The following is an 8,171-nucleotide window of genomic DNA, read 5'->3' as shown; positions in this document are numbered from 1 at the left end:
ATCGAGCGCCAGCTCGCACACAAAGACAGGAACAAGATTCGCCGGACATACAACCACGCCGAGTACTGGGACGAGCGCTGTGCGCTCATGCAGTGGTGGTCGGATTACCTGGACACGAAAAACGCAGAATTCGTGGGGGATGCGCCATACCCCATCGCTGATGGGCATACCCCCATCCGTGCCCCCATCGCGCCTCGGCTGGGCTTGGCAAGACTTGGAACTCCTTGCAAAGAAAAGCCGCTGAATCAATAGATTGAGCGGCTTTCTTGGCACGGCTGGGCAGCCGTTGGCAATATTCTGGTAGGCAGTACTGGATTCGAACCAGCGACCTCTACGATGTCAACGTAGCGCTCTAACCAACTGAGCTAACCGCCTGCCGTGAGAAGACCGCAATTTTAGGAAGAAACAGGTGCCGTTGTCAAACAACAGCGCTCTGCTGCTGCAAGGCATGCAGCCACTGCGGCGCGGGCAGGCCCAGGCGCGCTTCGAGCCACTGGGCGCGTGCGAGCACGTCGGGATGATGAAGATCCGGCAGCGGGCCCTTGAAGGCCAGCAACACGACATTGCCTTCGTCGATCTCGGGCAAGCGCAGCACCTGGCCCCGGAACGCCGCGCGTATGCCACGCACATTGGGCGACCAGCTGGGATGCCGGCTGAACAGATTGACCGTCATCACGCCATTATCGTCCAGGACCCGCCAGCAGCCGCGGTAGAACGCCGGATCGTCGCAGGCTGGCCCTTGCGCGTCGCCATCATAGACATCGACCATCAAGGCCCGATAGTGCCCGGCACGCTGCGGTTCGGCGACCCAGTCCCGGGCATCGGCCAGATCGATCCGCGAGCGCTCTGGCTCGGGCAGGCGAAAATAGGTGCGACAGAACGCCAGCACCCGTTCGTTGTGCTCGACCGTGACGACGCGACTGCGCGTGTGGCGCAGGCAGTAGCGCAGCAGGGCGCCGGCACCCAGCCCCAGAATCGCCAGCGTGTCGCGCTGGCCAGCGCGCGTGAACAGCAGCCAGGCCATCATCTGCCGGGTATAGGCCAGCACCAGCTCGGAAGGCCGGTTCAGGCGCATCGCACCCTGCACCCACTCGGTGCCCAGGTGCAGGTAGCGCACCCCATCCAGTTCGGACAGGGTCGGCTCATCGAGCATCAGCGACACGGCCTGCGATGCCCCGTACGCACTGCGGCGCATGGGCCTCAGACCCGCTCGAAAATCGCAGCGATCCCCTGGCCCCCGCCGATGCACATGGTGACCAGCGCGTAGCGGCCCTGGATGCGCTGCAACTCGTGGAGTGCCTTGACCGTGAGCAGCGCGCCGGTGGCACCGATGGGATGACCGAGGCTGATGCCACTGCCGTTGGGGTTGACCTTGTCGGGATCAAAGCCGAGTTCACGCGCAACGGCACAGGCCTGGGCGGCGAATGCCTCGTTGGCCTCGATGACATCGATCCGGGAAAGGTCCAGGCCTGCCCGCTGCAGCGCCTGGCGGGTCGCCGGCACGGGCCCCATGCCCATGTATTGCGGATCGACCCCGGCGTGGCCATAGGCCACCAGGCGTGCCATGGGCTGCAGACTGCGCGCCCGGGCGGCATCGGCCGTCATGAGCAGCACGCCGGCCGCGGCATCGTTCAGGCCCGAGGCGTTGCCGGCAGTGACCGTGCCATCTTCTTTCGCAAACACGGGCCTGAGCTTGCCCAGGCCTTCAGCCGTCACGTCCGTGCGCACGTGTTCGTCGCGATCGAACACGACCTCGCCCTTGCGCGTCTTCTGCACGACGGGCACGATCTGCCCGGCAAAATAACCCTGCTCGATGGCGTGTGCTGCGCGCCTGTGGGACTCGAGCGCAAGCGCATCCTGATCGGCCCGGCTGATGCCGTATTTCTTTGCCACGTTCTCGGCCGTTACCCCCATGTGATACTTTTCGAAAGGATCCGACAGGGCGCCGACCATCATGTCCACCAGGCGCGAATCCCCCATGCGCGAACCCCAGCGCTGCCCCGAGGCGGCATAGGGGGCGCGGCTCATGCTTTCGGCCCCGGCACCGATGGCGATTTCGGCATCGCCCAGCATCAGGCCCTGGGCGGCCGAGATGATGGCCTGCAGGCCCGAGCCACACAGCCGGTTGACGTTGAAAGCCGGCGTGGCCTTGTCGATGCCGGCGTCGAGCGCCGCCACGCGCGACAGATACATGTCGCGCGGCTCGGTATTGATCACGTGGCCGAATACGACATGCCCCACGTCGGTCGCCGGCAACTGGGCCCGGGCGAGCAGTTCGCGCACGACCAGAGCCCCCAGCTCGCAGGGCGGGACATCCCTGAGTGCGCCACCGAAATCACCAATGGCCGTACGACAGGCCTGAACGATCACCACTTCTTGCATCGTGCAATCCTCCTCGAGAATAATTGCTGCGGTGTGTCATTCTAGGCCGATTTCAGGCCACCGTGACGAGCGCATCGATGGCGGCATCGTAGCCAGCCCGCAGCGCCCCATATACGGGGCCGGGGCGGCCAGTCCCCACGGGCCGGCCATCCAGGGTGATGATCGGCAGCACCTCTTTGCTGGCCGAGGAGAGCAGCAATTCATCGGCCAGGCCGACTTCGTCTCGGCCAATGGGGCGCGCCTCGAAAGGAATGCCGGCCTGTTTTGCGAGCTCGACCAGGAAAGCGTAACGCACGCCCTCGAGGATCAGATGATTGCGCAGGGGCGCGTGCAACACCCCGTTCTTGACGACCCAGATGTTGCAGGACGCGCCTTCGGTCAGAAAGCCATCGCGAAACTGCACGACCTCATCCACGCCTGCATCGACGGCCTGCTGCCGGGCCAGCACATTGCCCAGCAGTGAGGTCGACTTGATCTCGCAATGCAGCCAGCGTTCGTCGACGATGCTGATCACCGCAAGGCCCCGGGTCCGCTGGTCTTGCGTCGGCCGCCGCAGGGGAGACACCATGCCGAACACAGTGGGCGCCACACCGGCCGGGAAGCCATGATCGCGCCGGGCCACCCCGCGCGTGACCTGCAGATAGACGGTGCAATCGCCGATATCGGGGTTGCGTGCCAGCAGCTCGAGCACCAATGCCTGCCAGGCCGGGGTGCTGCGCCCGGTCTCGATGCGCACGGCGGCCAGGCTGCGCTGCAGGCGCGCCAGATGATGCGCCATGCGAAATGGCTGGCCGCCATAGGCGGGTACCACATCGTAGACCCCGTCGCCGAAGATGAAGCCTCTGTCGAGCGCCGATATCCTGACCTCACCCAGCGGCAGCCAGGCCCCGTTCAGAAAAGCCACACTGTCCTGATCCACACCTGCAATCATCTGAACCCCCTTGAGAAGACCCTATTTTATGCCTGTTGGCACGAGCGCCTCCGAGTGCACCGGCAGCGCCGTGAGCGTATTGCAACGTCCTGCCACGCGACCCATCGGGCCAGCCCATTCCGTGAGCGAAAGCCGGACGAGCCAGACGTGCAACCCCCCCTGAGAAAACCTGCATATTGGTGTAGACTTCGGTGAAGAAACAAATTGACAGATGACCGTAACATCTGCCTTCCCAGGAGACCACAATGAAAGCATCCACACGCAGCACGCTGCTCGCCGTGGCCATGGCAGCGGCATTTGCCGCTGGCAGCGCCCAGGCCGCAGACCCCATCCGCATCGGCGGCATCTACCTCATGTCCGGCAGCGCGGCATCCTATGGCGAATTCGCCAAGCAGGGCGCAACGCTGGCCATCGACGAAATCAACGCCCAGGGCGGGGTACTGGGGCGCCAGCTGTCCATCCAGATCGAAGACAGCCAGGGCAAGGCCGCCACGGCCATCCAGGTGGCCCGCAAAATGGTGTACCAGGACAACGTCGATCTGATGATGGGCCTCGACAGCTCCGGTGTGGCCCAGGGCCTGGTCCCGGTGCTGCCCGAACTGGGCAAGCCCTTCATGATCACCCACGCGGCCACGCCCGACGTCACCGGCAAGCTGTGCAACAAGTACACCTTCCGCCTCAGCGTCAACGTGAACCAGAACATGATGGGTGCGGCCGATATCGCGGCGGGCACCGGGGCCGTCAAATGGACCACCATAGGCCCCGATTACGCCTTCGGCCACCAGTCCTGGGAATTCTTCAGCAAATACCTCAAGGAAAAGAAGCCCGACGCGGTGCTCATGGAAGACCAGCTTGCGTTTCCCAGGTTCGGTGCCGAAGATTTCACGCCATTCATCAACAGCGTCATGGAAAGCAAGCCCGATGGCATCCTCATCTCGCTGTGGGGCGGCGACCTGGTCAATTTCGTGCGCCAGGCCAACGATCGCGGTTTCTTCAAGCAGGGCTTCAAGGTGCTCATGAGCGTGGGCGCCGCCACCGAGGTGCTCACCGCCCTGGGCGATCAGATGCCGGCAGACATCTGGCTGGGTACGCGCTACTGGTACGGCTCCTGGGACAACCCGATCAACACGAAATTCGTCGAGGCCTACAAGAAGGCCTGGAACCAGCCCCCCAGCTATAACGCCGAAGGCGCCTACATGGCCGTGTATTCCTTCAAGGACGCCATCGAAAAGGCCGGCGCGGTCGAGCCCGACAAGATCATTGCTGCGCTGGCCGGCCTGACGGTACCCGCGCCCACGGGTGATCTCACCTTCCGGGCCGGCGATCACCAGGCGCTCATCGGGCCCACCTGGGGCCTGACCGGTGCCATGAACGAGGCCGACAAGATCCGCTCGCTCACCCAGCTGCACAACTTCGAGGGCGCCAGCGTGACGCCACCGGTCGACCCCGAGTGCAAGCTCTGAGATGGCCGGACTCGGGCTGGCCCTGCTCAACAGCCTTGATATCGGCCTGCTGCTGTTCATCATCGCAGTAGGCCTGAATATCATCTTCGGGGTGCTGAACGTCATCAACTTCGCCCACGGCGCGCTGTACATGCTGGGTGCCTACATGAGCTTCGCCCTCATGGCCGGGCTTGGGCTGCCGTTCTGGGCCACGTTGCTCATGGCGCCGCTGGTGGTGGCCGGCGTTGCCATCCTGATCGACCGCAGCATGCTGCGCTTCGTCTATCAGCGCGAAGTCGCCGACAGCCTGCTGCTCACGTTCGCTCTGTTGCTCATCCTGAACGAGTCCGTACGCCTCATCTGGGGCACCGGCATCCACGTCATCGATCCACCGGTGCCCCTTCGGGGGGCCATCGACCTGCCCGGCGGCCTGTCCTATCCACGTTACAGCGTATTCGTGCTCATCGTGGGGTTGTGCACGCTGCTCGGGCTGTGGTTGCTGTTCAACCGCACCCGGCTGGGCAAGATCATGCGCGCCGCGGCGCTCGACCGTGAAATGGCCCAGGTCCTGTGCATCAACACGCGGCTGGTCATTACCGGCGCCTTTGCCTTCGGCGCCTGGCTGGCAGCCCTGGGCGGGGCCGTGGCCGCGCCCATGCGGGCGATCGACCCCGGCATGGGCGACAAGATCATCATAGAAAGCTTCATCGTCGTCGTCATCGGCGGCCTGGGCAGCTTTCCCGGGGCCCTGCTGGGCGCCATCGTCCTGGGCCTGATCCACGGCCTGGGCGGGCGCTATCTGCCCGATGCCAATCTGGTCCTGCCCTATATCGGCATGGCCCTGGTGCTGCTGTTCAAACCCCACGGGTTGATGGGGGCAAGGAAATCCGCATGACTCTTCCCCTGCGCCTGTTCTTCCTGGCGGCTGCGCTGGTGCTGCTGTACGCCCTGCCCTCTCTGGCACCATTCTTCTATCTGTTCATCGCCACCCAGATCCTGATCCTCGGCCTGTTTGCCGCCAGCTTCAACTTGGTATTCGGCTATACCGGCATGCTGAGCTTCGGCCATGCGGCATTCTTTGGCATGGGCGCCTACGCCACTGCCATGCTGCTGCAGTCGCTGCACTGGCCCCTGCTCGCCTGCCTGCTGGTTTCGTTCGCGGCCGGGCTGATCCTGGCACTCGTCATCGGGTTTTTCTGCGTGCGGCTCGATGAAGTCTACTTCGCCATGCTCACCCTGGCCTTTGGCATGATGGTCTTCGGCGTCGCCCACCAATGGCGTTCGGTCACCAACGGCAGCGATGGCATCTCGGGGTTTTCGGTGGGCTCGCTGGGGCTCGGGCTCGACTTCACCCTGGGCAACCCGGCGGTCTACTACAGGGTGGTGCTGGTCATCGTGGTGCTGGCCAGCCTGGCACTGTACCGCATCTGCAATTCGTCTTTCGGGCTCATCCTGCGGGCCATCCGCCAGAATCCCGAACGCGTGGCATTCTGCGGCCTGAACATCCGCCTCTACCGCCTGGCGGCCTTCACCATCGCCGGGGGCTTCGCCGGCCTGGCGGGCGGGCTCATGGCCCCTTTCCTGCGCATCGCCAGCCCGGAGCTGGCCCACTGGAGCACATCGGCCGAGCCTGTGCTGATGACCATCCTGGGTGGCAGTGGCTATTTTCTCGGGCCCTTCCTGGGGGCCGGCGTGTTCGTGCTGCTCGAAACCTGGATCACCAGTCTCACCCAGTCCTGGATGCTGTTCCTGGGCATCATCCTCGCGCTCATGGTGATGTTCTTTCGTCGCGGCCTGCTGGGCACCGTGCTCGACGCGCTGCAGGCCCGGCGCCGCCGGAGGCTGCCATGACACCGATAGCCGCAGGCGAACCCATCCTGCGCATCCATGATCTGGGCAAGCGCTTTGGCGGTTTTGCAGCCGTATCGGGGGTCTCGCTCGACGTCCAGCGCGGTGAGACCCTGGCCATCATCGGGCCCAACGGCGCGGGCAAGACCACCTTCTACAACCTGCTGTCGGGGCGCATGGCGCCGTCGCAGGGCAGCATCCTGTTCAAGGGGCAGGAAATCGGCGGCCTGCCACCCCACAGGATCAGCCGGCTCGGCATTTCACGGTCCTTCCAGATCAACAACATCTTTACCGAAATGCGGGTGCGGGAAAACGTCGAGGTTGCGCTCACTGCATGGCATCGGGAAGGCCGGCGCTGGTTCAATCGCGCAGATCGCAACCAGGCCATACGCCGCGAGGCCGATGCGCTGCTCGAAAGGCTTGGCCTCGATCGCCTGGCCGAACAGATCGCCGGCACCATCAGCTATGGCGACAAGCGCCTGGTCGAAATCGCCGTGGTCCTGGCCACACAGCCCGAGCTGGTGCTGCTCGACGAACCCACCGCGGGGATGACCCCTGAAGAAACGGGCCACATCATTGCCCTGGTGCGGTCGCTGGCACAAACGGGGCAGTACACGTTCCTCATCACCGAGCACGACATGCGCGTGGTCTTCGATCTGGCCGATCGCATCCTGGTGATGCACCATGGCAGCCCGCTGATCCTGGATGCGCCTGCCGTGGTGCGCGCCAACCCCGAGGTCCGCCGTGCGTATCTGGGCAGCGAAGACATCGAAATGGCAGAGGCCCCATGATGCTCGACGTACAGGACATCCACACCTATTACGGCGACAGCCACGCCCTGCAGGGCGTTTCACTGTCATTGCAGGCTGGCGAGACCGTCTGCCTGCTGGGTCGCAACGGGGCCGGCAAAAGCACCACGCTGCGCAGCATCATCGGCCTGACACCGCCACGCCGGGGCCGCATCGTGTTCGATGGCCAGGACATCACCGGCCAGGCCACCTGGCGCACGGCCCGCATGGGCATCGGCCTGGTGGTCGAAGACCGACGCATCTTCCCCACGCTGTCCGTACGTGAAAACCTCGAAATCAGCACCTACAGACGCCCGGGCAGCACGGGCCAGTGGACCATCGAACGCATTTTCGACCTCTACCCCATGCTGGCCGAAATCGCCGACCGCGATGGCGCCAACCTCTCGGGCGGGCAGCAGCAAATGCTGGCCGTCGCGCGTTCGCTGATGAGCGAACCCAGGCTGCTGCTGCTCGATGAACCCAACGAAGGCCTGGCGCCCGTGATCGTGCAGCAGATCGGCGAACTGATCGATGATCTGTCAAAGACCACGACCATACTGTTCACCGACCAGAGCGTGCACTTTGCCCTGAAACACGCCCGGCGCGCCTATATCCTCGAAAAAGGGCGCATCGTGCATCAGGCCAGCAGCGAGGACCTGCTGCACGACCATGCCATCCAGGACAGATACCTTTCGGTCTGAGCCACGACCCGATTTTCCACAGGCGGCCGCCTGCATACGGCAACGATTGCCTATACTCCGGCTACGGTCCGGAGGTCGC

At 64.3% G+C, this 8,171-nt stretch carries 8 protein-coding genes, 1 tRNA gene and 1 pseudogene; 6 read left to right on the top strand and 4 right to left on the bottom strand.

The features are described 5' to 3' along the window. Positions 1-252: pseudogene (locus WCY17_RS09045) on the top strand (hypothetical protein); the annotation flags it as partial. A gap of 46 nt (positions 253-298) precedes the next feature. On the opposite strand, the gene WCY17_RS09040 reads toward WCY17_RS09045, so the two are convergent. The 4 genes from WCY17_RS09040 to WCY17_RS09025 form a co-directional block, all read right to left on the bottom strand. Continuing rightward, a tRNA-Val gene (locus tag WCY17_RS09040) sits at positions 299-375 on the bottom strand. A gap of 43 nt (positions 376-418) precedes the next feature. Then, a complete protein-coding gene (locus WCY17_RS09035) occupies positions 419-1,195 on the bottom strand; it encodes a spermidine synthase (protein ID WP_372701854.1) in 777 nt (258 codons plus the stop codon). A gap of 5 nt (positions 1,196-1,200) precedes the next feature. Further along, positions 1,201-2,382 carry a beta-ketothiolase BktB gene (bktB, locus tag WCY17_RS09030; RefSeq protein WP_372701853.1) on the bottom strand — a complete coding sequence of 394 codons (1,182 nt, stop codon included), beginning with the start codon at positions 2,380-2,382 and terminating at the stop codon, positions 1,201-1,203. Positions 2,383-2,434: 52 nt separating this feature from the next. Continuing rightward, positions 2,435-3,313, bottom strand: coding sequence for an aminotransferase class IV (locus WCY17_RS09025; RefSeq protein WP_372701852.1), 879 nt, complete (start codon positions 3,311-3,313; stop codon positions 2,435-2,437). Positions 3,314-3,558: 245 nt separating this feature from the next. On the opposite strand from WCY17_RS09025, the gene WCY17_RS09020 reads away from it, so the two are divergent. The 5 genes from WCY17_RS09020 to WCY17_RS09000 are packed head-to-tail and all read left to right on the top strand — an operon-like array spanning position 3,559 to position 8,092. After that, positions 3,559-4,776, top strand: a complete 1,218-nt coding sequence (locus tag WCY17_RS09020) for an ABC transporter substrate-binding protein (protein ID WP_372701851.1) — start codon at positions 3,559-3,561, stop codon at positions 4,774-4,776. 1 nt (position 4,777) lies between these two features. After that, positions 4,778-5,650 (top strand): branched-chain amino acid ABC transporter permease, encoded by an 873-nt coding sequence (locus tag WCY17_RS09015; protein WP_372701850.1) that lies wholly within the window; start codon positions 4,778-4,780, stop codon positions 5,648-5,650. Then, positions 5,647-6,606: a branched-chain amino acid ABC transporter permease gene (locus WCY17_RS09010; protein ID WP_372701849.1), complete on the top strand. Its 960-nt coding sequence runs from the start codon at positions 5,647-5,649 to the stop codon at positions 6,604-6,606. Before WCY17_RS09015 ends, WCY17_RS09010 begins: the two co-directional genes overlap by 4 nt. Further along, on the top strand, positions 6,603-7,394 hold the full coding sequence (locus tag WCY17_RS09005) for an ABC transporter ATP-binding protein (protein ID WP_372701848.1): 792 nt from the start codon (positions 6,603-6,605) through the stop codon (positions 7,392-7,394). The genes WCY17_RS09010 and WCY17_RS09005 overlap by 4 nt, the downstream gene beginning before the upstream one ends. After that, positions 7,391-8,092 carry an ABC transporter ATP-binding protein gene (locus WCY17_RS09000; protein ID WP_372701847.1) on the top strand — a complete coding sequence of 234 codons (702 nt, stop codon included), beginning with the start codon at positions 7,391-7,393 and terminating at the stop codon, positions 8,090-8,092. Before WCY17_RS09005 ends, WCY17_RS09000 begins: the two co-directional genes overlap by 4 nt. The last annotated feature ends 79 nt before the right edge of the window (positions 8,093-8,171 follow it).

It is taken from the genome of Castellaniella sp. (genome assembly GCF_041677825.1).
Classification (GTDB): domain Bacteria; phylum Pseudomonadota; class Gammaproteobacteria; order Burkholderiales; family Burkholderiaceae_B; genus Castellaniella.
Note: the sequence above shows the minus strand (reverse complement) of the source record. Positions and strands in the feature narration are given on the sequence as shown.

What these genes read in the sequence shown, in the direction of transcription:
- WCY17_RS09035 (WP_372701854.1), bottom strand. Translation starts at nt 1,195, where the DNA reads ATGCGCCGCAGTGCGTACGGGGCATCGCAGGCCGTGTCGCTGATGCTC.
- bktB (WP_372701853.1), bottom strand. Translation starts at nt 2,382, where the DNA reads ATGCAAGAAGTGGTGATCGTTCAGGCCTGTCGTACGGCCATTGGTGAT.
- WCY17_RS09025 (WP_372701852.1), bottom strand. Translation starts at nt 3,313, where the DNA reads ATGATTGCAGGTGTGGATCAGGACAGTGTGGCTTTTCTGAACGGGGCC.
- WCY17_RS09020 (WP_372701851.1), top strand. Translation starts at nt 3,559, where the DNA reads ATGAAAGCATCCACACGCAGCACGCTGCTCGCCGTGGCCATGGCAGCG.
- WCY17_RS09015 (WP_372701850.1), top strand. Translation starts at nt 4,778, where the DNA reads ATGGCCGGACTCGGGCTGGCCCTGCTCAACAGCCTTGATATCGGCCTG.
- WCY17_RS09010 (WP_372701849.1), top strand. Translation starts at nt 5,647, where the DNA reads ATGACTCTTCCCCTGCGCCTGTTCTTCCTGGCGGCTGCGCTGGTGCTG.
- WCY17_RS09005 (WP_372701848.1), top strand. Translation starts at nt 6,603, where the DNA reads ATGACACCGATAGCCGCAGGCGAACCCATCCTGCGCATCCATGATCTG.
- WCY17_RS09000 (WP_372701847.1), top strand. Translation starts at nt 7,391, where the DNA reads ATGATGCTCGACGTACAGGACATCCACACCTATTACGGCGACAGCCAC.